The sequence below is a fragment of the Snodgrassella sp. B3088 genome (assembly GCF_026535815.1).
In the GTDB taxonomy this organism is placed as follows: Bacteria; Pseudomonadota; Gammaproteobacteria; order Burkholderiales; family Neisseriaceae; genus Snodgrassella; species Snodgrassella alvi_E.
Window position 1 is genome coordinate 243090 of the sequence record NZ_JAFNPG010000004.1, and the last position, 20438, is coordinate 263527.

Annotated in this window: 28 protein-coding genes; 24 read left to right on the forward strand and 4 right to left on the reverse strand. The window is 34.4% G+C overall.

All coding sequences use genetic code 11. From position 1 onward, the window contains the following. Nucleotides 1–119: 119 nt before the first annotated feature. Nucleotides 120–518, reverse strand: coding sequence for a hypothetical protein (locus tag J3U75_RS04380; RefSeq protein ID WP_267390717.1), 399 nt, complete (start codon nucleotides 516–518; stop codon nucleotides 120–122). 115 nt (nucleotides 519–633) lie between these two features. Continuing rightward, nucleotides 634–1011, reverse strand: a complete 378-nt coding sequence (locus J3U75_RS04385) for a phosphoglycerate kinase (RefSeq protein WP_267390718.1) — start codon at nucleotides 1009–1011, stop codon at nucleotides 634–636. Nucleotides 1012–1595: 584 nt separating this feature from the next. Here J3U75_RS04385 and J3U75_RS04390 point away from each other — a divergent pair. Continuing rightward, nucleotides 1596–1973 carry a hypothetical protein gene (locus J3U75_RS04390; protein ID WP_267390719.1) on the forward strand — a complete coding sequence of 126 codons (378 nt, stop codon included), beginning with the start codon at nucleotides 1596–1598 and terminating at the stop codon, nucleotides 1971–1973. Then, a complete protein-coding gene (locus J3U75_RS04395; RefSeq protein WP_267390725.1) occupies nucleotides 1963–2334 on the forward strand; it encodes a LexA family protein in 372 nt (123 codons plus the stop codon). The genes J3U75_RS04390 and J3U75_RS04395 overlap by 11 nt, the downstream gene beginning before the upstream one ends. Nucleotides 2335–2688: 354 nt before the next feature. Here J3U75_RS04395 and J3U75_RS04400 read toward each other — a convergent pair whose 3' ends face one another. After that, complete coding sequence (locus tag J3U75_RS04400; protein ID WP_267390726.1) at nucleotides 2689–3474, reverse strand: hypothetical protein; 786 nt, start codon at nucleotides 3472–3474, stop codon at nucleotides 2689–2691. After that, nucleotides 3452–3667, reverse strand: coding sequence for an XRE family transcriptional regulator (locus J3U75_RS04405; RefSeq protein WP_267390727.1), 216 nt, complete (start codon nucleotides 3665–3667; stop codon nucleotides 3452–3454). The genes J3U75_RS04400 and J3U75_RS04405 overlap by 23 nt, the downstream gene beginning before the upstream one ends. Before the next feature lie 116 nt (nucleotides 3668–3783). Here J3U75_RS04405 and J3U75_RS04410 point away from each other — a divergent pair, with 116 nt between their 5' ends. The 22 genes from J3U75_RS04410 to J3U75_RS04510 all read left to right on the forward strand — a co-directional run bounded on the left by J3U75_RS04410 (nucleotide 3784) and on the right by J3U75_RS04510 (nucleotide 20322). Then, nucleotides 3784–4395 (forward strand): helix-turn-helix domain-containing protein, encoded by a 612-nt coding sequence (locus tag J3U75_RS04410; protein ID WP_267390728.1) that lies wholly within the window; start codon nucleotides 3784–3786, stop codon nucleotides 4393–4395. A gap of 921 nt (nucleotides 4396–5316) precedes the next feature. Further along, a complete protein-coding gene (locus J3U75_RS04415) occupies nucleotides 5317–5853 on the forward strand; it encodes a TrbM/KikA/MpfK family conjugal transfer protein (RefSeq protein WP_267390729.1) in 537 nt (178 codons plus the stop codon). A 148-nt stretch (nucleotides 5854–6001) separates the two neighbouring features. Then, a complete protein-coding gene (locus J3U75_RS04420) occupies nucleotides 6002–6757 on the forward strand; it encodes a conjugal transfer protein TraL (protein ID WP_267390730.1) in 756 nt (251 codons plus the stop codon). A gap of 3 nt (nucleotides 6758–6760) precedes the next feature. Then, nucleotides 6761–7195: a hypothetical protein gene (locus J3U75_RS04425; protein ID WP_267390731.1), complete on the forward strand. Its 435-nt coding sequence runs from the start codon at nucleotides 6761–6763 to the stop codon at nucleotides 7193–7195. Between the two features lie 32 nt (nucleotides 7196–7227). Then, nucleotides 7228–7650, forward strand: coding sequence for a hypothetical protein (locus J3U75_RS04430; RefSeq protein WP_267390733.1), 423 nt, complete (start codon nucleotides 7228–7230; stop codon nucleotides 7648–7650). A 331-nt stretch (nucleotides 7651–7981) separates the two neighbouring features. Then, nucleotides 7982–8311, forward strand: coding sequence for a helix-turn-helix domain-containing protein (locus J3U75_RS11390; protein WP_416384690.1), 330 nt, complete (start codon nucleotides 7982–7984; stop codon nucleotides 8309–8311). Next, a complete protein-coding gene (locus tag J3U75_RS04435) occupies nucleotides 8230–9318 on the forward strand; it encodes a tyrosine-type recombinase/integrase (RefSeq protein WP_416384691.1) in 1089 nt (362 codons plus the stop codon). Before J3U75_RS11390 ends, J3U75_RS04435 begins: the two co-directional genes overlap by 82 nt. Nucleotides 9319–9534: 216 nt before the next feature. After that, a complete protein-coding gene (locus J3U75_RS04440) occupies nucleotides 9535–9969 on the forward strand; it encodes a single-stranded DNA-binding protein (RefSeq protein ID WP_267390736.1) in 435 nt (144 codons plus the stop codon). An 11-nt stretch (nucleotides 9970–9980) separates the two neighbouring features. Then, nucleotides 9981–10484: a hypothetical protein gene (locus J3U75_RS04445; protein ID WP_267390737.1), complete on the forward strand. Its 504-nt coding sequence runs from the start codon at nucleotides 9981–9983 to the stop codon at nucleotides 10482–10484. Between the two features lie 91 nt (nucleotides 10485–10575). Beyond that, on the forward strand, nucleotides 10576–11085 hold the full coding sequence (locus J3U75_RS04450) for a hypothetical protein (protein ID WP_267390738.1): 510 nt from the start codon (nucleotides 10576–10578) through the stop codon (nucleotides 11083–11085). A gap of 360 nt (nucleotides 11086–11445) precedes the next feature. Continuing rightward, a complete protein-coding gene (locus J3U75_RS04455) occupies nucleotides 11446–12018 on the forward strand; it encodes a hypothetical protein (RefSeq protein WP_267390739.1) in 573 nt (190 codons plus the stop codon). A gap of 172 nt (nucleotides 12019–12190) precedes the next feature. Next, nucleotides 12191–12595, forward strand: coding sequence for a hypothetical protein (locus J3U75_RS04460; RefSeq protein ID WP_267390740.1), 405 nt, complete (start codon nucleotides 12191–12193; stop codon nucleotides 12593–12595). Between the two features lie 33 nt (nucleotides 12596–12628). After that, nucleotides 12629–13240, forward strand: coding sequence for a hypothetical protein (locus J3U75_RS04465; RefSeq protein ID WP_267390741.1), 612 nt, complete (start codon nucleotides 12629–12631; stop codon nucleotides 13238–13240). A 9-nt stretch (nucleotides 13241–13249) separates the two neighbouring features. Then, nucleotides 13250–13828, forward strand: coding sequence for a hypothetical protein (locus J3U75_RS04470; RefSeq protein WP_267390742.1), 579 nt, complete (start codon nucleotides 13250–13252; stop codon nucleotides 13826–13828). A gap of 31 nt (nucleotides 13829–13859) precedes the next feature. Then, the gene (locus tag J3U75_RS04475) at nucleotides 13860–14189 is read left to right on the forward strand and encodes a hypothetical protein (RefSeq protein ID WP_267390744.1); all 330 of its coding nucleotides are present in this window, start codon (nucleotides 13860–13862) and stop codon (nucleotides 14187–14189) included. Nucleotides 14190–14230: 41 nt separating this feature from the next. After that, a complete protein-coding gene (locus tag J3U75_RS04480; RefSeq protein WP_267390745.1) occupies nucleotides 14231–15016 on the forward strand; it encodes a lytic transglycosylase domain-containing protein in 786 nt (261 codons plus the stop codon). A 290-nt stretch (nucleotides 15017–15306) separates the two neighbouring features. Next, complete coding sequence (locus tag J3U75_RS04485) at nucleotides 15307–15621, forward strand: hypothetical protein (protein WP_267390746.1); 315 nt, start codon at nucleotides 15307–15309, stop codon at nucleotides 15619–15621. Nucleotides 15622–15637: 16 nt separating this feature from the next. Next, nucleotides 15638–16075 carry a VirB3 family type IV secretion system protein gene (locus J3U75_RS04490; protein ID WP_267390747.1) on the forward strand — a complete coding sequence of 146 codons (438 nt, stop codon included), beginning with the start codon at nucleotides 15638–15640 and terminating at the stop codon, nucleotides 16073–16075. Continuing rightward, nucleotides 15984–18407, forward strand: coding sequence for a conjugal transfer protein (locus J3U75_RS04495; protein WP_267390749.1), 2424 nt, complete (start codon nucleotides 15984–15986; stop codon nucleotides 18405–18407). The genes J3U75_RS04490 and J3U75_RS04495 overlap by 92 nt, the downstream gene beginning before the upstream one ends. Nucleotides 18408–18465: 58 nt before the next feature. Next, nucleotides 18466–19110: a type IV secretion system protein gene (locus J3U75_RS04500; protein WP_267390751.1), complete on the forward strand. Its 645-nt coding sequence runs from the start codon at nucleotides 18466–18468 to the stop codon at nucleotides 19108–19110. 48 nt (nucleotides 19111–19158) lie between these two features. Beyond that, nucleotides 19159–20085 (forward strand): type IV secretion system protein, encoded by a 927-nt coding sequence (locus J3U75_RS04505; RefSeq protein ID WP_267390753.1) that lies wholly within the window; start codon nucleotides 19159–19161, stop codon nucleotides 20083–20085. 21 nt (nucleotides 20086–20106) lie between these two features. Then, nucleotides 20107–20322: a hypothetical protein gene (locus J3U75_RS04510; protein WP_267390755.1), complete on the forward strand. Its 216-nt coding sequence runs from the start codon at nucleotides 20107–20109 to the stop codon at nucleotides 20320–20322. Nucleotides 20323–20438: the final 116 nt, after the last annotated feature.

The following is a 20438-nucleotide window of genomic DNA, read 5'->3' on the forward strand; positions in this document are numbered from 1 at the left end:
TTGGGGGCGTGGGGACGTTGTACGCATGTGCAACGGGGCTACTGCGGCAGATTTTCTGTAACGTAATTCATTCTTTCTTTTGATACTGGAGAGGTATAAACACCCTCTCCTATTCTTCCTTATATCCACCACTCCGAAGAAAAAAGTATCACATATCCTTCATTTATCTTCTCTCTTGCCAGCTGAACAAACTTCAGCATATCTAATACCATGTGCTTTTCGTTATCTGGATAGCCATGGAAAAAATATTCCCATACAAACTCATATGGTGACAATCTATCATCATAGATAATACTAAATTCCAGCTTATCCAAATCTTTCAAATTGACAATTACATTCGTATCGTGAAATTGCCCTTGTCCGCCTTTCTTATGATATAAATCAACAAAGAAACCATGCAATGGATTGTATTCGTTCCAATTGGCGATTTTCTTTGCATTTGTTGGTAAAGGTATATCTAGTTTCAAATTCCCAACATATTCTTTCTCTACCGCGTATACAAACATTTCAAGCTGCATTATGATTGCTTTCTAATACTAATAACTATCGAACAAGCGGAAGAAAACTTCCAGTTTGCTATTGTTATGTTTATCAGGAGAGGTTCACCCCTCCTCTCCTAACTTTTTTATCTAGTTACCACCACGAATAATATAAAATTACATAACCTTGAGCTAAAAATTGCCTTGCTTTCTCTATAAAGCGGTACGTTTCTTCTACATCTTGAATCTCTAATTTGTCATCACCCCAAAAAAAGCCTTTCCTTGGTTCAAGCTGATTATTTTTCAACTTTTCTTCCAAGCAATCCAAATCATCAAATTCCACTTGAACAGTTTTACAGTTAAATTCTTGAAATCCACCTTTTTCGTAATATAAATCTTCAAAGAATCCATGCAGGTGGTTAAATTTCCACCAAGAAGCGATTTTTTTGGCATCCTCTGGTATAGGTATATCAACTTTCAGTTCACCTGTTCCTTGGTGTTTAAGCGCGTATGCATACATATCAAGTCCCATAACAATATCCTTTCAATGTTAATTATTATCAGAACATCGGAAGCCAGAGCCGCCGTGTTGTGATGTCGTAAGAAATTGACCGCTAGCCAAAGTCCAGACTGGCTTTGTGCGGATTTCATCTTTGTTCGGTGCTTTAGCAATGAAAAAGGGGAAATACGTGCAAAGACACTTGCTTGGTCTGGACTTTGGCTAGCGGTCAATTTAGACATCAACAAACAACACGGCGGCTCTGGCTTCCGATGTTTAGTAATGCTAGCCGCAGGCGTTTCAGCGTAGCTGAATATGGCTAACCGCCCCGCTTTACCGGTGGTTGCCTATCCCGCGTTTAGTTTAAAAACCGTATCCCTTATTGCAAATCCATTGCTTTACAGGAAAGGCTCACGCGGAATCAACTGCAATACGGAATATATAGGAATAAATCGGAAAATAATAGGAATAATATAGGAATATTTTAGAATTATAGGAATATATAGGAAAATATAGAAATTATTGATATAATATTGGAAATTTTTAATAAATAAATGGTATTTATTGAGAAATTTATAATAAAATATTGGATACTTTAAGCAAGGAAACTACTGGTAATGGCTATCTCAGCTGAAGAATTTTTAAAAATTGCCAAGAGAACTTCCAAACTGGATGCATTTAAGGAAGACATCATTAAATTGAGACAAGCCAAGGTATCCTACAAGGAAATCGTTCGTTTTCTGGAAATGAACGACGTAAAGACAAGCGTTTCTAACCTTGGCCACTTCATCAATAAATTAGAAAGTGAGCAGGCTCAGATCACACCTAAATCTAAAAAGACAGATGCAGTAATGGATACGCTCAAAACAAGTTCGTCAGCTGAGGGCCATCCTAATGCACAAACTAAACCTCCAGCTGCGGGGCATTCTAATGAGCCTGAAAATAGACCCAACTGGGCCACTCAAAGAAGTTTAAAGGATATATGTGGTGGATAAAATTTTGATTCCTTTATATGACTCTAATCATGGCAATCAGCTGATCAATATTCAGCAATATCTGATTGAAAACCAACCTGCGACAATCGCTGTAAAGTGTGGTAACCAATCCATGAACGATGCAGGTATCAGCACAGGAGATATCCTAATAGTTGATAGATCTATTGATGCAGGAAACAATCATATTGTAATGGCTGATATAGGCAATGCTTTTGCCATCAGAAGGCTAGTTACGATTGATGGTACCAGCTGGCTAAATTCTGAAAATTCATCTGCCAGTTTTGATAATTACATCTTTCAACCCGACAAAAACATGGAAATTGTCGGAGTTGTAACATTTGTCATTAAATCACTTAAATAGATTTTATTCAAAATAAATAAAAAAAGATTAACCGCATTGCGTATAACTATATGAAGAGTTCTATGTAGAACTATATGTATATAGCTTGTACCTTGTGTACATTCTTTTTTGCTCGTTTTGTACATTCTTTTTTGTACTAAATGTACAAACATATGATTTATATAGTTTTTATATATTTACTTTATTGATTAAAATTTGAGCAAAAAAGAGAATTTATGCTGTGATTTGTTGATAGCAAAATGCGTTTGGTTTATTAAAAGCATTTATGGTCAGATTTTGGCATTTATGTAAGAAAAAATTTAACCCATAAAGCATATTTTTAATTTAAGACAAAAAAAAGGCCTGACTAAGTAATTAGTCTGAGCCTTTTATATTTAATTTTGACCTTATTTCTTTCCTGATACTTTCAATGTCTTCAGGTGAAATGGTTGAATTGTCAGGCGGTTTGGATTCTGACTTATGTTGGGCCTGTATAGATTTTCTGAAGACAGCTGACTGCGAATTAATTACATCATCCCACTTAACTGATGGATGCACGATAAAGTTAGCCCAGCCATGATTGGCTACATAAGTTATAAATGCTGGTATTTCTGCATACTCTTTAACAAGTTTTTCAAGCTGATTGACCCATTTGCGTTTCATTTGAACTGACTGTTTCAACAGGCCAGTTTTTTTAGTACGAGAATCCAAAAACAAATGCCACTGTTCCAATGGAATTGATTTAGGCAGCCAGAAACCGTCTCTGTCCTGATGAAAATTAGTTTCTACAGGAACAATACTACTTCCGCGTAAACGGCTCAGCTGAGCCTGCAATTTTTCAGCATTGACACGCCAATGCATGCGCCCAAAAAAACCAGCTCGTCGATATTCAATAACGCCGAGCTGCTCGACTAAAATTTTCCGTGCTTTTTCATAGCCTCTACGCCTTAATGTGAATTGCTCTAAAAAATCCTTATGAGTTTGATAAAACCATCCATTCCTCTCAGGATGTTTTCTTTCACATACTTGGGCCCACCAGATAAATTTGGCTAAGACTACAGCCACCTTTGGACACTTGCAAAGCTTTAAAATGTCATTGTGGACTAGGAAGTCTGGAGATAAATAAGAAGCGACTAAATCAGTTACAAACATTTTTTTCAACGACATTCTTATGTAAAGCTATCAATTTATTTCCTAGATCAAAGGACACTGTTTTATTTTTATTAACGCATGTTTGTGAGAATTTAGCTTTGATCTGTGAAATCGCACCTTGTGAACAATTACAATGGTTTGCAATGTCCTTTTGTGAATAACCTGCTTTTTGTAAATCTTCTATAATTGTAGACCAATTCATAATTTTCCCTTTATTTGAATGTTTTTTAAAACGCTAATAAATATTAGCATACTAATTTTAATATATAAGTAAACTAATTGTCCAATGAAATAAACTGCCGATTTTGGGGTCAATTTGTGGAAAGCTTCGGCGATAGACTTAAACAACGAAGAATTGAGTTAAAACTTAGTCAACAAGAACTAGGAAAACGAGCAAAAGTCTCTCAAGGCACTATAGCTCAACTTGAAACCGGATTAACTCAAAGTTCAGCCAGAATTATCGATTTAGCAAATGCTTTGAATGTTAGTCCAGAATGGCTCCTGTATGGTAAAAATCCACCAGCTGATTTCAAAGCTGCGCATTACACACTTGCTGACCATAATTTTCTTACTTCAAAAAAAAGTAACGTAGGATTAAAACTCTCTTATCTTAAAAAAAATAGTTGGGATAAAGAATACATAGACTTTTTTATAGTGCCCGATGAAAGTATGGCACCTACAATCAACATATTTGATGATATAGCCGTAAATCGCTTAGAGACGACATTACATGAAAATGGTGTTTTTGTAATTAAAAGAGTGAGCGGACTCATAATTGTCAGAAGAACAATATTAGATGCTTCCGCAAATTGGGTTTATCGTTGTGATAATTTTGATAAGACACGATTTTCGGATGTATCCACCAATCGAGGAGATGAAATCATTGGAAGAGTAGTATGGCGAGGCGGATCAAATTCTTTTAACTTTTAAGTAAAGTTAAAAAAGTAGACTGGGTCATTCTTTATAGAGATCCAGTTTTTTATTTTGTGTCATATAAAAGATACAAAGGGCAACATTTACAAAAAAATATTAGTTTACTATTTACTTTTGATTATTAGTATACTAATATTAGTTCATCTAATAACGCTCTTTAACAATTCAGTCCGAATAATTCCGTTAAATCATATATATCTAATTTTCATCAATTAGAGTATCAAACTAATATTGAATATTATTATCTAATATTCACGTTAGTTGATTTTTCGGTAATAAGGTAAATAATCACTACCTTTATACGAAGGTGGTGTGGCGCGACATTCTGCACGTTGCGCAATCAGAAAGAAGCCCGACCAGTAGAGACAAAAATCTCCGACGGGGAAGCAGAATCGCCTAACTGCGAAATGCTTGTAACTGATGTTGAGAATATCCACTGTTACAAGAGGCGTGGCGACAATAACGGCAGTCAAGATTTAAAACTAAGCAGCTTGTTTATCAGGCTGCTTGCATTTTAGATTTTATATAACAAGGAGAGTTTGATGATAGTTAATATAATTAATCTGTTTAACCATGTTTCCTGACTAATCAAGACAAAAAATATACTAGAGGTCAAAATATGAATAATTCAAACAAAAAAAAGCCTTCTAAAGAAAAGCTCACCCTGCTCATTAAATATATTAAAATTTTTTTCTTTCTTTTTTTCTTTTTCAGCATTCCGTTTATATTCGGTCTCGTAGTCGTCAATATTATGATGTTGATTTGTTTGCCATTTGATGTATGTACTTCTGATTTATTGACAAACCCAGGACATACAAACAAATTGTTATTTCTAACCTGTAGACCGATGATATTGTTAAATATAAATATTGCATTTATTTTTACTTTATTTGTATCGGTATTTGAATGTGAGTAGACATGAATAAAATCTATATAGTACTAGCTGGATGTTTATTTTCAACTTCTTTAATGGCTAAAACCGAAAGCCAAGATATTTTAACCGGTGATAAACGTCTTTCGTGCGAGGCCATACTTTGTCTATCGTCTGGAGATAGACCCAACGAGTGTAATCCATCCCTTAAAAAATATTTCTCTATTAGCGCGGAGAAAATGAGTGAGACTATTAGAAAACGTAAGGATTTTTTGAGTATTTGCCCCTCCAGTAAAGAAAAAGGCATGCCAGAACTCGTAAATGCAATTGCTAATGGTGCTGGCCGCTGTGATGCGAAAGAATTAAATAGGGTAATGCAAAGAACCAAAACAATCAGAAAATGTGAAAAAACGGGTTTATGGAAAAAAGAAACCACTTGTACCGATATAAAAATAATTTATATCGAGCCAAAGAAACCAAAATACTGTACTGCATATGAACAGCAAGGCTGGACCTACAGAGTTGATCAAGTGAAATATGTTGGAAATCCTGATCAGGGTGGCCGCTGGGTAGACACTAAATAGTTGCTTTTTTACCTCTCTCGAGTTTTCCCCTGCTATCTTTTTTACTCCCCCTTGTGGATAGCAGGGGCTTTTTACAAACAAAAAGTCATTTCTAGAATTGCGCGCAAAGTGGCTTTTTCTTTGTAAACAAGATAATTAGGACGAAATCATGAAAACAGTTCATTTTTTGCTGCAAGGCAAAGGCGGTGTTGGTAAAAGCTTAGTGGCCAGCTGGCTGGCTCAATATTTACGCAAAAATATTGGTAAAAATAAAGTTAGCTGTTTTGATACAGACCCAGTTAACCAGACTTTTTCCCGTTATATGGCACTTAAACCAGAAATCGTTAATATTCTTGATGAACGAAAGAATATCAATTCTCGTGTTTTCGATGGACTTATCGAAAAAATTATTGCCAGTTCAGCAGAAGCAACCGTAATCGATAATGGTGCGGCAACCTTTGTTCCACTGCTCAACTATATGAAAGAAAATAAAATTGCCGAACTTTTAGAAGAATATAAGATTAAAGTTTATTTTCATGTAGTTGTTACAGGTGGGCAGGCAATGAACGATACACTCATCGGATTAACAACAATTCTTGAAGATCTCAATGGCCTAGTTCAAATCTGGAGTAATAAATTTTTTGGGGAAGTTAATTTTGAGGGAAAACAACTTGAAAATTTCTCTATCATAAATGAATTTCAAGATAGAATTGTAGGTATCATCAAGATGGAAAATTATAATCCCGATACGTTTGGTAGGGATATTCAAATGATGACTAAAGCGCATCTGACATTTGATGAGGTACAGAACTCTGAATTATTCTCTTTGATGCCACGTCAGCGGCTGCTTCAAGTTGAGCGCAATATATTTGACCAACTGGACCAGCAAACATTCTCCGGTAATGTTTTACCACAGGAGAAATAGTATATGGATGCGGAAATCAAACACATCATTAACAAGGTGTTTGAGATTACAGGCGTAAAGCTAGAACCAACAGACCCTTTGCTAGCTGTACTGCTGATGCAGTACAGCTATTTTGATGATGCTGTATCCAAACTTAAAGCAGAACGGCAGCAATCTTATGAAGATTATCTAAAACAGTTTATTGCCAAAGCTGATGAGTTAATAAATGCTGTTAATCGTCTAGAAACTAACCGTAAGGTCCTGCTATTGGAATTGCTACAACAGAATGAGGAACAGGCCAGTCAAAACGAAGAACACATTTACGCAAGGCTAAAAGCAAATCTAAACAACATATCAACAAACCGCAAAGAAATTGCTTTTATCTTGCGTCTTTCTATTTTTGTAGCGATATGTTGTGCAGCTAGTATGATTTTTTCAATCTTAAGATTGTTTTTATAAAAATATTGATTCAGAGTCTATAAGGCAAAAACATGGATAGTAATATTCAAAGTGTAATAGACGATATTTATACTGTCACTAAACAACGATTTAATGCTAATGATCCACTTATTATAGTTATATACAGTAGTTTATCTTTAGCTGAGAAAAATAAAAATAATTTTGCAGATATTCTAAAAGAAAATGTAAAGCGTTGTCCTGAATATAAACAATTGGACAATGAACGTCTAAGTATGCTGCCCGATATTCTTTATATGTTGATAGAAAGATTTAATAAAAATGCAGTAAAGTTTATAGAGAACAAAGGAATAAATAAATATAACCCAGAAAATCTTGAATGTATTTCCGACGAAACCACAGATTTATGTGAGTATTTGGATATGATAGGTGGGTTAGTTACAGTATTACTGATGATTAATATTCCATTTATCATATTATTTTATTATATCCTTTAATTTGATACTCCAATTTTTTCTACTTTGTTTATGCAATTTTAGGCTTTAGGTGATTAAATGTTGATTAATGAATTAAGGACTGTGGAAACAGATAAGATATCAAGTTCATATAGTCCAAAAAAATTCCCATGTTACAAACTGATACCAACCATAACAGATACAGGCAAAAAATACTGCCTGTTTTTTTATGTGGATAAGAACAATTACTTAATACTTGCTACTGGTATACCTCGACATAAGGCCATACAGAATCTAAAACGCTTATTAGAAACGGCTAAATATCAAGTATATGAAGTTCGTTATTGAAGATAAAAATCTGGAAGATGTACATATGCAAACCTATACGGTAGCTGAGGTTGCGGAAATTTGCCAATGTCACAGCCAAACCATCCGAGAATATATCAAAAATGGGCAATTGCGTGCCAGTAAACCTGGTCGTGCCTATTGCATTAAACAAAGTGATCTTGACGACTTTTTGCATCGCCTTGAAAATGCACTGTTGCAAGCATCACTCGAACGAGAGAGTGAAAAAAGATGTCATTATATAAACGAGAAAGCGGTATTTGGTACTACGATATTATCCTCCCAAACGGTCAAAGATCTCGAGGCAGTACTCGCACCAAAGACAAAACACAAGCCGAAGAATTGCACGATAAGTTGAAGTATGCATCATGGCGTCAGTTTAGTTTTGGTGAAAAACCAAAAGTTCTTTGGGATGAAGCTGCACTCAAATGGATTAAATCAAACGAAGATAGAAAAAAGAGTATAGATGACGATATAAGCCGTCTTCGTCAATTACCAGAACTAAGAGGAGTTTATTTACATGAAATAAATAAAAAAATGATTATGTCCATAGTTGATGCAAAAAATTGTTCTGATAGTACCAAAAACAGATATTTAGCATTAATCCGTTCAATATTAAACGTCTGTGTAGATAAATGGGAAATACTGGATAAAAAAATTACACTCAAATCATACGCAGAATCTCCGCCACGAGTTAAGTGGATTCGTCCAGAAGAAGCAAACGCGCTGATAACTTATCTTGAGCGATATCCGTATATGGCTGCGATAACTAAGTTTGATCTGGCAACAGGTCTAAGACAAGCGAATGTTTTTGGCTTAAAGTGGCCACAAATAGATTTCAAAAGGCGGATATGTGAATATTATCCTGAAGATATGAAAGCCAATAAACCATTAGTTATTCCTTTGAATGATACTGCTATGAAAGTTCTAACAAGGCAAATGGGTATGCATGAAAAATTTGTTTTTGTGCATTCTCGCCATAAACAAATAAAAAGATTGAATTATAAGTGGTGGGATGAGGCTAAATGTGAAACTAATATTGATGAGGATTTTAACTGGCATGATTTACGCCATACATGGGCAAGTTGGCTAGTCCAGAATGGCGTGTCACTTTACGCATTAAAAGAACTCGGTGGTTGGCAAACTTTGGAGATGGTTCAAAGATATGCACATTTAGCGCCAGAGCATTTAATCAAAGATGCATTAAAGATTGATAATATAATGACAACTTCATGTCACAATTTAGACACACCCTACGATACTGGAAAGGAGGTTGTAACAGTTGAAATGATGCGTAAAATATTGAAAGATTTAGAAGAAAAATGGTGGGTCGTGAGCGATTCGAACGCTCGACCAACGGATTAAAAGTCCTAGAACTATAATATAACTATTTGATTTTTATAAATTGTGACGCTTGCACATTTAGTTATATTTAGTCACATTTAGTCACGATTCGTCACAAATTTGTCACATTAAGAATGATTATCTAAATACTTTTATGAGTTTTTAGATAATCGTTTTTCTATAAATTTCGTATGAACTAGCCAGCTACATAGCTGGCTTTTTTTTAGGGTACTCACCATGTCTTCAGCTAATAAAGTTTTATTGATTGGATATTTAGGAAATAATCCAGAGACAAGATATTTTAATAACAACCGTATGACTACTTTTTCTCTTGCCACGAATGAAAGTTGGATAGATAAAAATATGATACGCCAGAACAGAACAGAGTGGCACAACATTGTGACCTATGGAAAACTTGCAGAAATAGCTAGTAAATATCTTACTCGAGGCAGTCATGTCCTCATCATTGGCAGTATTCAAAGTAACAAATACAAGGATCAAAACGGTATCGAACGCCTTGCATATAACATCAAAACTTCTGAGCTGACCATGCTCAACAATAAATCACAAAGTGTAAATGCAAGCTCTTCACAATCTTCACAAATACCTGCCCCGCCTCAGAGACAACAAACACAGAATTTTGAAGCGGATCCAAACGATATACCTTTTTAAGGTTATAGATTATGACATATTTAGAATTTTATCAGGCTTGGTCTGAATTGGTTATGCAGAATGTTAAAGTTATAACTATAGGTGGAGAATCCTGTAGTAGATCTCTCGTATATACTCTTGTTGCAATTGAATTTATATTAATTATATGGCAAGTTTGTGTCTGGATAAAAAAAGATGAAGATACCATTGCCGTAACGGTTGCAATTTTTATTTATATTTTTTTTATAATGCTTCCTACAATAGCAATTTTTTCCCCTAGTGAAGAATGTAAAAAAAATAATTATTTACCTATACCCAAAAAAATAATTTATGAATACCCTGATAAAGATTATTCAGTCCAAGAATTTCAAGAAAATATGATTAATCTTAGTGAAAATACATCTATACAACAAAAAGAACTAGCTAGATTGGTTATGCATAATTGTATTGAAAAATCAAAAAATGTCAGGGAATGTATTTTCAATAGTAAGCCTACTTTTGAAAAAGCAGAACTAGAGCGTATTAAATTCCAATAAATTAATTTAATTATCCTGAATCAAATAAACGCTAAAAGTCAGCATTAGCTGGCTTTTTAGTATCTATAGCGTCTTGCAAGGAATAAATCATATGACGATTACTGAAAATTTATGGAACAAAATTGTTCCCTACAAAGAAGATATTGCCTGGTTTAAAAAGAATTTCCCAACCGGAATAGCTGATTTACAGACGGTACTTAATGAGTTGGCCAAAATTAATGATGGCTGGCCTCTGATGTGTACTATTTTGGAAAAAATTCCGCCATCAAAAACAGTTATCGAACTTGACAACCTTAATTGCGAAACCAAAGTATTTGCAGGAGATCTCATTGTCAATGGTGACCTTAATTGCGAAGATTCGATTCTGGTTGCAGGAGGCTTGAAAGTTAAAGGAGAGGTAAATACAAAAAACTCCCTGATTGCCAATCTTTATAAAGAGGGATGCGCTTTGAAAAACATTATGGTTGGCGGCAATATCAACATAGGTTGGCGGTTTAAATCTAATGGAGATGTTATCGCCGGCGGGGAAGTTAACACTCCTAAATTTCATCATGAAATTAAAGGTAAAGTTTATAAAAACCATCATATAGAAAGTTGGTAACAACATAAGCCAGCATATGCTGGCTTTTTAGCATCTATAACGTCTTACTCAGCGTATTCTGCAAACAAGATTCAGTTACTAAACTAAACAGTGGAAACGAAATTATATTGAGAAAGGATTTAACAAGTATGGCTAATTTTATAAATGACCATCTAGGTTTTTGTATTTCAATATTACTCACATGGATTTCACTTTTTGTATCAATAGTCTATATGTGTGGATTTAAACCTAAAAAAATAGCTAGAACACTACCTATAATGCTTTTAATCATATTAATTTTATTTGTTCTATATTATTTTATTTGGACTAGAATTATAGACTGATTATTAATATTACTAACTTATTGAATATACAATAAATATGACATATTTAGAATTTTACCAGGCATGGCTAGATTTAGTTTTGCAAAATAATCAGATTTTTACTCATCCTAAAACTTATTGTGCTTTAACGGCTGGTACCATATCTTCATATATAGAGACAGCATTGCTATTCATAACTTTTCCTATTCTCCAATATGCATGTTGTCGACCTAATAAACGCTTAACTACATTTCTAATAATATATTATATATTGATATTTGCATATTGGACTTTCATTAACTATATTGCAGCGAGTGATCCGAGATGTAAAGAAGAGGTGTTAACTGCTCCATCTTATTCTTGGAGTGAATATGCAGAATACGACTATACAAGTAAAGAATTTAATAAAAATATGGCAATTCTTAGACCAGATGCTAGCCCTGAACAAATAGAACTAGCTAAAACAGTTGTAAAAAATTGTTTGAAACATTTGCCATCTGGTTACCAAGCAAATCATTCTTCAATAGTTAGACACTGTATTGATAATGATGATACTAAGAAAGTTTTTGAACAGACAGACACTAAAATTTATATGAATAAAACTCTTAATAAAATAAACCAAATCCGATAAGGGAGATTAACAGATATGGATTTTTTTGTTCATTTTTTTGTTCATTTTTTTGTTCATTTTTTAATTGATCATTGGATTTATCTTTTGGTAATACCATGTATTATCCATTTTAATCAATAGTCTATATGTATGGCGTAAACCCTATGAAAATAGCTATATTGAGTATATAATTATGACATATTTAGTATTTTATCAAACAATGTTAAATATCATTAGAGTAATAATAGAATTAATAATAGCTTTTCTAATAGTAAAATTATTCCTAATACCTTCATCCATAGTAGAAGAGAATAATCTTGATATTTTTGCGATTACTGCAATAGCTATATCTTTAACAATAGCTTTAATTAGTAATTATATAGAAAATAAAAATTTACCTTTAGTAAAAAATTTGTTTTCTTTGTTCATATCTTTTTTATTTATTCCTTGCTTAATTGCTTCGTTGTTTTATGTCGCAAAAGGCTCTTTCGAAATTACGATACGTGAATTTGAATTAAGTAGACAAAAATATCAGGATATGAAACCAATTAAAATTTACAAACAAGATTCAGTTACTAAACTAAATTGTAAAGACTGATTATTCATATTATTAACTCTTTGAATATAAGATATGACATATTTAGAATTTTACCAAGCTTGGGCTGACTTAGTTATGCCAGATAGTCAAACTATTATGGAGACAGCAAACACAATAGACTGTACATATCCCTCAAGCGTTAGTTCATATATTAAAACCGCTTTAGTTTTAACTGGTATTCCTGTATTTTCAATGTGGTTCTCTTATTTATGGCTGCGCAGCAAAAAGCCCAAAAGCGGAACTTGGATAATTTTGATTATTTATAGCCTTTTACTCGCAGGAGTATCAAAATTTGATTCTTCTGATTCTTCTGATTCTGATTCTTATCATCAACTTGAATGTAAATACATATATAACACTGTCGAAGAACCTAGCATTAAATACCATGATAAAGATTATACAGTCGAAGAATTTGAAAAAAATTTAGTAATTCTTAGTCCAGATGCTAGCCCTAAACAAATAGAACTAGCTAAAACAGTTTTTAAGAATTGTTTAAAAAACTTACCATATGATTATCAAGTTAATCATTCTTTAAGAGTTAGACGCTGTATTACTGATGCTGATACAGAGACTATTTTTAGAAGTAAAGATGTTGAAATTTATAAAAATAAAGAGATAAATGAATTAAATAAAATTAATAAATAAGGATAACAAATGTCATATTTAGAATTTTTTCAGGCATGGCAAAATTTAGTGACGCAAAATGCTCAAATTATTGTAGAACCTAAAATCAGCTGTTTTCCCTGGGATTCTGTTCTATTTTGTCTATGTATAATTCCAGCTTTGTTTATATTTTTGTCTTTTTTTGCGGTACTAGCGTGTCATAAACTTAGCAGTAAAAAAGCAAAATTTGCATATATTTTGTTTATTGGATTATTTTTGTGGCCAATGTGCAAAATAACTATTTATATAGATTATCTAAAAGAGCATCAAAATCCTAGATGTGAAAAGAAAAAAAGTGAATCATATTCATGGACTAAATATCCAGACAAAGATTATACGATTGAAGAATTTAAAAGAAACATGGCTAGCATTGGCCAGAAGGCTAGCCCTGATCAAATAGAAGTGGCTCAAACAATACTTCAGAAATGTTTAGAAAATTTATCTGGTGAATATGATGTTAATAACTTCTCTGAAATCAGAAAATGTATTGTTAATAGTTATGATGATTTTAAGATGTATGAAACTGAAATGTATAAAAAAAATACTATTTCTGAACTAAATCATAATTAATTTTATTTTTAAACATAGGTATAAATTTATTATGACAGGCTACGAATTTTTTCAGGTATCGCAAGATTTGATTATACAAAACATCGATTTTTATAAATCATTTATAAATGATTCAAATAAAATTTATGCAATACTAATTTTGGGTGTAATGACAAATATTGGTGCAATACTTGTACAAATCCAGATACTATCTCCTACATATGAAAAACCATTGACAGGAATAATAGTTCTTATAACCACTTTTTTAATTTTTTTCTTGGTACTTACTTTTACTGCTTATTGGACATTTGTTGATCCAGAAATTGAGCACCAATACCCAGCTAAAGATTATTCAATACAAAATCCTGAAAGACATCACTAAATTTAGCAAAAATAGTTGTAAGTCTTTATGAGAATTTAGTTATGAAATTTATATTATTCCTACTTTCATTATTTCCATTTTTGGCTACAGCATCACCAGAACTTCAAAAAGCTGTATTTCAACAACCCGCTGCTACTTCAGTACAGCGGGTTAATTTTAATCAACTAGCTCAGCAATGCGCTAATAATGTTCATCATGACACATTACAGGCCATTGCACGTGTTGAAAGTGGTTTTAATCCCTTTGCGATTGGCGTTGTCAAAGGATCACTCAAACGGCAGCCTCAATCGTATTCAGAGGCTGTGAATGCAGCTAAAGCTCTGCATAGTGCTGGTAAAAATTTCAGTATGGGTCTGGTACAGGTGAATAAATACAATCTGGCACGCTATGGGCTGACATATGAAACAGTATTTGATCCATGCAAGAATCTTGCAGCCGGCGCAAAAATTCTTACAGATTGTTATACCCGAGCTGCTCGAGCAGATGGTGGCAAAGTTTCACAGCTCACGCTTCACAAGGCATTCAGCTGTTATTACTCTGGTAGTTTTAATTTTGGATTCAAGCGAGATTTTGCCGGGCAACCTTCGTATGTTCAAAAAGTTGTAAACAGTGCAGCTTTAAATTCAGCAAATACAAGCGTACGTGTGCCAGCCATAATTCCTGCTGTACAAACCAATAGATCCACTGTACAGAACCAAAAACCTGTTGAACACAGCATACCTGTGATTCCATATACAAATTCACAACCTTCAAATACACCTATAGAAAGTCAGCCAGTACCAATCCAACGTGCCAGACAAAACTGGGATGTGTTTCAGGAGTTTTAGGTACTAATCCCATTAACAATAAGGCTTTATGCCTATTTTTTTTCGCTCGCCTTGTGCGGGCTTTTTTTGTCGTTTCTGAAAGGAAAGTTCATATAAAACAAATATTTTATTTAACTTGTTAGACAGGCTCAAAGTCTATTTTTTTCGCCCGCCATGAGCGGGCTTTTTTTGTCGTTTCTGAAAGGAAAACTAAACCAATTTGTAAATTTTTGACAATTTTAACTCGTTAAACCGGCTCAAAGCCGGTTTTTTTATGCCCGAAATAAATTTTTGAGAAAGGAAATAATTTCATGAATAACAAATTAAGGCCTAAATTATCTTGGCTGACAGTCTTATTTTTTGCTGGATTTGCGCAGTGTGCTATGGCCGCCGGTGGTGGGTTTAGTGCTGAAGGTGTCTCTATGGCAACGGAAGTTCGTAACGCGCTTTATGCCGTAATAGGTGTAATAGCGGGCTTATGTCTTTTATGGCAATTCGTACAAGGTTGGGGTGGCCGTAAAACATGGACTGACGTGTTAGAAACTGGTTTATGGATATTCTGTGCAGGTGGTTCATTTGCAATTGCCACCTGGTTCTTTACTGGTGGAGCAAAGATGATTTTCTAATGATATAGGATATTTTATGGCTTATGAAACCTCTCAAGAAACCATTGATACTGATCAGCTGACATTTAATGGTCTTGCACGTCAAGCAATGGTTATTGGTGTACCTATAACAGCGTTAGCGGTATGCGGATTTGTGGGGGTGATGGCTGTAATGATTGCAATGCCTTTTCTTCAGGGAAAGGCATTGTTATTTATTTTGCTACCCGCACCAATAATTGCATTTATACATACCGCATGTAAAAACGATGACCAGGCACTAAGGATAATCTTATATGAATGTAAATGGTTTTTACGAAGACGCAATTCAAAGTTGTTTAACAATACGACAACAATCCTGTCAACAAAATATGGGAGACAGATAGATGATTATCAGCGATTTTTTGACCAATGTATTAAAAAATCAACCAGCCGGCGCAGATTTTCTACCGAAGATTTGCCAACACGTCACAAATAATATTGTATGGTATAAATCAGGGCATTTATGCTTTGTAATCCGTATGGAAGGCTTACCATTTGATGGCGTTGACGACAAAATTCTTTATCAGCATTTCATAAGCTTAAGAACTTTATTAGCCGCATGTGGTAAGTCGTTTGGCGACAGACTAGCGTTATGGTGTACCTTACAACGCAAGAAAATCGACTTCAGCCAGGACTACAACTTCAACACTCAATTTACTAAAGATTTTAGTAGCAAATATTTGCAACACTTTAACTCAGAGGATTATTTTGAAAATATATTTCATCTTGCTGTAGTAATTAAAAATAGTGATATAGATGCTGGTATTAAGGAAGCGGAAGAGCAAATTGCTACGTTAATGCACTCTCTTCAACCTTATGAGCCAACACTTCTGACTGCATATAAAAATAGAGAGGATATATGCTTTTCAGAAATATATGAATTTTTTGGGAGTCTGATTAATGGTAATAAGCAGCAAATACCTTTATCTGAAATAGATGCTTGTCAAATCATTCCGGACAGTTCATTACATTTTGGAACGGATGTATTTTCCATACGACCACCATGTGGAAAAACGAAATATGCTCAGGCTTATGATTTAAAGGATTATGGTCTATCTAAACCCAAAATACTCAATGCTATTCTTACACTACCGTTTGAGTTCAACTTTGTTCAGAGTTTGATATACGTTAATCCTTATACCATGCTATCGAATATTCGTAAGCAACTTAATAATATGAAATCAGCTAACGACCAGGCTGACGAGCAGCATATTGAATTAAATATAGCTCAAGGAAAACTGGTCTCTGGAGAGCTTATGTTTGGTGATTATCACGCAGCTTTAATCGTATTTGGTGATAATGCTCAACAAGCATCAGTGAATGGCTCACGCGCTTATAGTGCATTTCTGAATTCAGGAGGTTATCGTTTTAGTAAAGCAGGTCTATCTGCTCCGTCAACTTTTTTTAGTCAAATACCAGGCAGCAGTGAACGACCTCGCTCATCACCAAAAACTACGACTAATCTGGCAACAACTTTTGGAATTCACAACTATTCACATGGAAAAAAATATGGTAATCCCCTGGGCGATGGTTCAGCAATAATGCCTTTGGCTACTGTATCAAACACTATTTTCAATTTTAATTTTCATTTTTCTAGAGACGGTGAAGATAATATAGGTGAAAAAGTAGCAGGTCATACTTTAATCTTAGGTGCTACGGGCACAGGTAAAACCACAACACAATGCTCATTGATGGCTTTTACAGAACGATTTAAGCCGGCCATGTTTATCATGGATCTAGACAAAGGTATGGAAATATTTGTTCGAGCATTAGGTGGTACATATTTTAGCCTTGAGGCAGGCATACCTACTGGATTAAATCCTTTTCAGTTGCCTGATACACCTGCTAACAGAGAGTTTCTCTATTCACTGGTTGGAATTTGTGGGGCAAATGAAAACGGCAAAGTAACAGCCTCTGAAGAAAAGGAAATTCAGTTAGCTGTTGATACTGTTTTAGGCCTTGATTTTGAAAATCGAAACTTTAGCCATTTACTACAAAGTATACCTGTACGATCAGATGAAAACTCGCTAAGGGTGCGCTTAAGTAAATGGTGCCGGAGTGAAAATGGTCGGTTTGCATGGTGTCTAGATAATCCAAAAAATTTATTCAATCCGGAACAATATTCTATTGTGGGAATTGACCTGACTGATATTTTGAAAATTAATTATCAGCCTACAGCTCCAGTATTGGCTTATCTATTTCATCTTCGTGAAATGATGATGAAAAAAATTGCAGAACAAAATGGGATTTTGGCCACAATCATTGAAGAATTTTGGTATGCGGCCCGGTATCCAGTGTTACAAGAAAAAATGCTGAAAATGCTTAAAGCTGACCGTAAGCTAGGTGGTTGGCTTATTTTAGTTTCACAGTCTCCGGAAGATGCAATAAATTGTCCAATATTTGCTGCAATCATTCAGCAGACACCTACTAAAATATTTTTGCCGAATCCAGATGCCGAATATGTGGATAGTTATGAAAGATGTGGTATTACCCGTAAGGAATACGATGAGCTCATGGCTTTGCCAAAAGAAAGTAGAACATTTCTGATAAAACAGTCTAAACAGTCTGCTTTTGCTGTATTAAACCTACATGGCTTTGACACCTTGATGCCGTTTCTGTCAGGTAGTTCGGATACTGTAGAGTTATTACATAAAATAATGGATACCTATGGCGAAGAACCTGAACATTGGTATACGCCTTTTTGTGATGCAATATCTAATCGAAATGCTGAGCGCAAGCGTAAGCAGATAGAAATGCAAACTAGTTAATTACTTTTAACCCAACAACCCGCCTCTTCAGGCGGTTTTTTTTATATCAGGAGAATGTATGAAAATCCTAAATAAATGGCTCTCAACAATTATAGGGCTTATTCTATTTGTCAGTTCGATAAATGTTCAGGCATCAGGCATACCAGTTTTTGATGGAGCAGCAGCTGCGAATATGGTGCAGCAGATAATTCAGAGTAAAACTCAGATTGATAATCAGATTGAGCAGATTACTGAGCTGAAGAATCAAGTTGCCGCTCTTAGTGGTTCGAGAAATATGGGCAAGATCCTGAACTCTGTTAAAGAGCAACTACCTAATGAGTGGCAAGCAATCTATGGCAATGCTTCGTCAACCAATTACAAAGATCTATTAAAAGGTAAAGACTACACACCTGAACAGGCAGCAAAAGCCCTTTTTGCAAACTATGATGCCACTCTTAAATCTTTCCAGGATTCAAAAAAGCGTTTGGATAATATTCAGGCATTAATGACCAAAATTAATTCAACCAAGGACATTAAAGCAGCAGCAGATTTGCAAAGCAGAATTTCAGCTGAACAGGCCATTATCCAAAATAATCAAACAAAACTAGATATGATGTCAAAAATGTTTGACCTGGAAGAAAAAATAGCGCGGACGCAGCGTAGCCAGAGGGACGCTTGTCTGGCACGCCATATTGCAGACCGTAATTACAGCAGCTGTAATTAATAAATCAGGCAGACACCTCAAAGGTGTCTGCCTGTCTAGGAGATAAATATGGATGGCGGTTATTTTTCATCTGTGGCTGATGCATTATTAAATGGGATGGGAACTAATTTATTTAGTAAAACTGGTACATTAATAGCTGGTATAAGCCCTCTTTTCTCAGTTTGTTTTGGAATTTATATTTTATTGGTGATACTTGATGGATATAACAGAGGTTTTGATGAAAATTTTCTAGATTTAGCAAAACGAGGTTTTGGATGGTTAATTATTATCAGCTGTGCATTCAATGCTGGCCAATATACAAAACTTGCTAATCTGATGTATACAATGCCTGATGAGTTAAGCAGCTTGTTTGGTAACGGTTCATATACAGCAAGTGCTATTGATACCGGATTAGATAATTTAATGGACACTTTCGGTAAAACTTGGGCGATAGGTAGTAAATATGGGATACAGGATTTTGCCGAAAAAATGGCTGCATATGGTATTGCATTTGGTATATTGTTCTTTGGTGGAATGTTTTTTATTATAACCGGAGCCTTTTATCTGGTGGCTAAGTTATCACTAGCAATGGTTATTATGATTGGCCCGGTATTTATCGGATGTTTATTATTTCCCGGCACCAGACAATGGGGTATGAACTGGATTGGTCAGATTTTTAACTATACTATCACAATTGGATTCTATACAATCTTAGGAGGGTTACAACTTGATTTTTTTAACAATCACTTAAATAATCTACTCACTGGAGAGGAAAAGTCTATTGTTTTGCTTTTACCTGTTTTAGCAATGTTCTTTGTATCTACGTTAATATATATTATTGTTGCATGGAATATTCCTAGTATTGCTTCTGCCTTAACAGGTGGCGCAAGTGTTAATGGTTTTTCACGTACAATTATGTCTATTGCTAGAATGTCCAAAACAGTTAAGTTATCAAGTTTCAATAAAAGTGGTGGTGGGGGCAGTATTTCAAAATAACAAAGATTTGGAGATCACGAAATGGCTAAACTATTCAATAAAATTTGGAAATATTCTTTTTTAGGTGTACTTCTATCCATTTTTATTGTTCCATTCTTGCCTTTATCAAGTGAGTTCTCTAAATATACGGCAATTACTTTTGTTACGATTTTTTTATTTTTGACCATTGTACGATTATTATTTGCGATGGCTGCTCCTCCAATAGTTACTGCTAGAATCGAAAAAGAAGACAGATAATCACTGTCTTATACAAACAAGTCACCTGAAGCGGTGGCTTTTTTATTAAAAATTAGTTCTATTTCTTGGCCACTGAATCATCAAACAGTGGCTTTCCTTTTATCTGTTATCTCAAG

Coding starts and splice junctions, on each gene's coding strand:
- J3U75_RS04495 (WP_267390749.1), top strand. CDS start 15,984: ATGATTATCAGCGATTTTTTGACCAATGTATTAAAAAATCAACCAGCC.
- J3U75_RS04445 (WP_267390737.1), top strand. CDS start 9,981: ATGACATATTTAGAATTTTATCAGGCTTGGTCTGAATTGGTTATGCAG.
- J3U75_RS04460 (WP_267390740.1), top strand. CDS start 12,191: ATGACATATTTAGTATTTTATCAAACAATGTTAAATATCATTAGAGTA.
- J3U75_RS04440 (WP_267390736.1), top strand. CDS start 9,535: ATGTCTTCAGCTAATAAAGTTTTATTGATTGGATATTTAGGAAATAAT.
- J3U75_RS11390 (WP_416384690.1), top strand. CDS start 7,982: ATGCAAACCTATACGGTAGCTGAGGTTGCGGAAATTTGCCAATGTCAC.
- J3U75_RS04385 (WP_267390718.1), bottom strand. CDS start 1,011: ATGGGACTTGATATGTATGCATACGCGCTTAAACACCAAGGAACAGGT.
- J3U75_RS04485 (WP_267390746.1), top strand. CDS start 15,307: ATGAATAACAAATTAAGGCCTAAATTATCTTGGCTGACAGTCTTATTT.
- J3U75_RS04480 (WP_267390745.1), top strand. CDS start 14,231: ATGAAATTTATATTATTCCTACTTTCATTATTTCCATTTTTGGCTACA.
- J3U75_RS04420 (WP_267390730.1), top strand. CDS start 6,002: ATGAAAACAGTTCATTTTTTGCTGCAAGGCAAAGGCGGTGTTGGTAAA.
- J3U75_RS04405 (WP_267390727.1), bottom strand. CDS start 3,667: ATGAATTGGTCTACAATTATAGAAGATTTACAAAAAGCAGGTTATTCA.
- J3U75_RS04450 (WP_267390738.1), top strand. CDS start 10,576: ATGACGATTACTGAAAATTTATGGAACAAAATTGTTCCCTACAAAGAA.
- J3U75_RS04505 (WP_267390753.1), top strand. CDS start 19,159: ATGGATGGCGGTTATTTTTCATCTGTGGCTGATGCATTATTAAATGGG.
- J3U75_RS04475 (WP_267390744.1), top strand. CDS start 13,860: ATGACAGGCTACGAATTTTTTCAGGTATCGCAAGATTTGATTATACAA.
- J3U75_RS04470 (WP_267390742.1), top strand. CDS start 13,250: ATGTCATATTTAGAATTTTTTCAGGCATGGCAAAATTTAGTGACGCAA.
- J3U75_RS04415 (WP_267390729.1), top strand. CDS start 5,317: ATGAATAAAATCTATATAGTACTAGCTGGATGTTTATTTTCAACTTCT.
- J3U75_RS04465 (WP_267390741.1), top strand. CDS start 12,629: ATGACATATTTAGAATTTTACCAAGCTTGGGCTGACTTAGTTATGCCA.
- J3U75_RS04490 (WP_267390747.1), top strand. CDS start 15,638: ATGGCTTATGAAACCTCTCAAGAAACCATTGATACTGATCAGCTGACA.
- J3U75_RS04500 (WP_267390751.1), top strand. CDS start 18,466: ATGAAAATCCTAAATAAATGGCTCTCAACAATTATAGGGCTTATTCTA.
- J3U75_RS04380 (WP_267390717.1), bottom strand. CDS start 518: ATGCAGCTTGAAATGTTTGTATACGCGGTAGAGAAAGAATATGTTGGG.
- J3U75_RS04390 (WP_267390719.1), top strand. CDS start 1,596: ATGGCTATCTCAGCTGAAGAATTTTTAAAAATTGCCAAGAGAACTTCC.
- J3U75_RS04425 (WP_267390731.1), top strand. CDS start 6,761: ATGGATGCGGAAATCAAACACATCATTAACAAGGTGTTTGAGATTACA.
- J3U75_RS04455 (WP_267390739.1), top strand. CDS start 11,446: ATGACATATTTAGAATTTTACCAGGCATGGCTAGATTTAGTTTTGCAA.
- J3U75_RS04510 (WP_267390755.1), top strand. CDS start 20,107: ATGGCTAAACTATTCAATAAAATTTGGAAATATTCTTTTTTAGGTGTA.
- J3U75_RS04430 (WP_267390733.1), top strand. CDS start 7,228: ATGGATAGTAATATTCAAAGTGTAATAGACGATATTTATACTGTCACT.